This window comes from Kribbella albertanoniae, from assembly GCF_004348455.1.
Classification (GTDB): domain Bacteria; phylum Actinomycetota; class Actinomycetes; order Propionibacteriales; family Kribbellaceae; genus Kribbella; species Kribbella albertanoniae.
The window spans coordinates 1-2,075 of sequence record NZ_SMKA01000498.1; the positions used below are offsets into that span (position 1 = coordinate 1).

General features: G+C 69.0%; 3 protein-coding genes. 1 reads left to right on the top strand and 2 read right to left on the bottom strand.

What is annotated here, in order from left to right; translation table 11 throughout:
* A partial coding sequence (locus E1261_RS44520; RefSeq protein ID WP_132416381.1) for a GNAT family N-acetyltransferase occupies positions 1-385 on the top strand: 385 nt, incomplete at its 5' end.
* Here the strand turns inward: E1261_RS44520 and E1261_RS44525 are convergent.
* Both E1261_RS44525 and E1261_RS44530 read right to left on the bottom strand, forming a co-directional pair.
* Positions 382-726, bottom strand: a complete 345-nt coding sequence (locus E1261_RS44525; protein ID WP_132416383.1) for a YciI family protein — start codon at positions 724-726, stop codon at positions 382-384. The genes E1261_RS44520 and E1261_RS44525 overlap by 4 nt on opposite strands.
* Positions 727-736: 10 nt before the next feature.
* Positions 737-1,687, bottom strand: coding sequence for an aldo/keto reductase (locus tag E1261_RS44530; RefSeq protein ID WP_132416385.1), 951 nt, complete (start codon positions 1,685-1,687; stop codon positions 737-739).
* Positions 1,688-2,075 lie beyond the last annotated feature (388 nt).

The window sequence follows — 2,075 nt, forward strand, 5'->3', positions numbered from 1 at the left end:
GTTGTGGGAGGCGTCGGTTCGGGCTACTCATGACTTTGTGACTGAGGCGGATCTGGACGTGTTCCGGCCGTTGGTGCGCGAGGCGATCGCGGGGATTCCGCAGTTGGCTGGGTTGCGGGACGGCGACGGGTACCTGATCGGCTTCGTGGGGGTGGCCGAGGGGAATGTCGAGATGCTGTTCCTGGATCCGGCGTACCGGGGGCAAGGTGGTGGGACGTTGCTGCTCGACCATGCCTGCAAGGAGTTTGCGGCGACTGCGGTCGACGTGAATGAGCAGAACCCGCAGGCCGTCGGGTTCTACGAGCACTACGGGTTCACGCTGGTCGGCAGGAGCGAGCGGGACTCGACCAACAAGCCGTACCCGATCCTGCACTACAGGCTTTAGCCAGCGATTTCGAGGATGTCGATCTCGGTGTAGGGGTCGGCCTCGGCGAAGCGGAGCGCCCAGCGGACCGCGTCTTCCTTGGAGTCGACGCGGATGATCGACAGGCCGGCGACCAGCTCCTTGGTTTCGGCGAACGGGCCGTCGAGCACGCGCGGCGGACCGGGCTGCGCGACTGAGATGCGGGCACCGTTGGCGCTCGGCATCAGGCCTTCGGCGACCAGCAGCACACCCGCCTGGCGCATCTCCTCGAGGACCGCGTCGGCGCGGGCGAGGATCTCGGGGTCCGGCGGGTTGCCCGCTTCGAGTCCGTCGTTCGTCTTGTGGAGCAGCATGAACCGCATAGCGCTGACCTTAGTAGGTCGAGAGCTCTGCCCAGAAGGCTTCCGGGATGGCGTGTTCCAGCCAGGCTGCGACCTCGCTGACCTCCTGCGGGCTGCGCGCTCCGACCACCACGGCCGGTACGGCGGGATGCGCCAGTGGGAACTGAATCGCGGCCGCCAGCAACGGTACGTCGTACCGGCGGCTCAGCTCGCGGAGTCGATCGATCCGGGCGAGCAGCTCGGCCGGGACCCGCGCATACCCGTGGGGCGCGCCATCTGCGGTGTCGGCGAGCACACCGCCTTGGAAGACTCCGGCCGCGAGTACGGCGACGCCGAGCTTCTCGCAGAGTGGCAGGAGCTCGTCGGTCGCGGAGCGGTCGAGCAAGGTGTAGCGACCGGCGAGCAGGATGCAGTCCGGGCCGGCGGTCCCGGTCTCGCGGAGGAAGCGGGCTGCCACGTCGGCGTGGTTCACGCCGAGGGAGATCGCTCGGATCGCGCCGCGGCCGCGGAGTTCGTTCAGTGCGCGGAGTGCGTCGGTCGATGCGGTGGCGAAGTCGAGGTCGGGGTCGTGGATGTGCAGGATGTCGATCCGGTCGATCCCCATCCGCTCCAGACTCGCCTCGAACGAGCGGATCACCGCGCCGTACGAGTAGTCGAGTCGAGGTCCGACACCGGCCGGCGGTTCGGCCCAGATCGGCTGCAGGTCCGGTCCGCCGGGCTCGATCAGGCGGCCGACCTTGGTGGAGAGCACGAAGTGATTCCGAGGGCGGCCGCGGAGAGCCAACCCGGCCCGCTGCTCGGAGACGCCGTACCCGTAGACCGGCGCAGTGTCGAACAATCGCACCCCAAGCTCCCACGCCCGGTCGATCGTCGCGATCGCCTGCGACTCCGGCACCGCCGCAAACATCCCCCCGATCGAAGCCAACCCCAGCCCCAACCTGCTGACCCGCAACCCCGTCCGCCCCAACTCCACACTCCGCATGCCGCGACCCTAGAAGCCCCCACCGACATTTCACCTAGAGCACCGATCGACCATCCCCCCGGGCCGCGAGTGGTTGGCGGGTGCCCAAGGTGCCGCGACCTCGGCACCTTGTGCACGGGTCAACCGTGTGCGGAGGCGGGGCGTGGTCGAGGGGTGCTCAAGGTGGGGCCTCAGCACCTTGTGCACGGGTCAACCGTGTGCGGAGGCGGGGCGTGGTTGAGGGGTGCTCGAGGAGGTGGCGTCCCACCTTTGTGGGCGGGCGCTGACCTTGGGCGCGGGTCGACCATTCCGCCGGGCTGCGCGTGGTTGGTGGGTGCTCAAAGTGGTGGTCCGGCGGCACCTTGTGCGCGGGTCGACCGTGTGCGGAGGCGGGGCGTGGTTGAGGGGG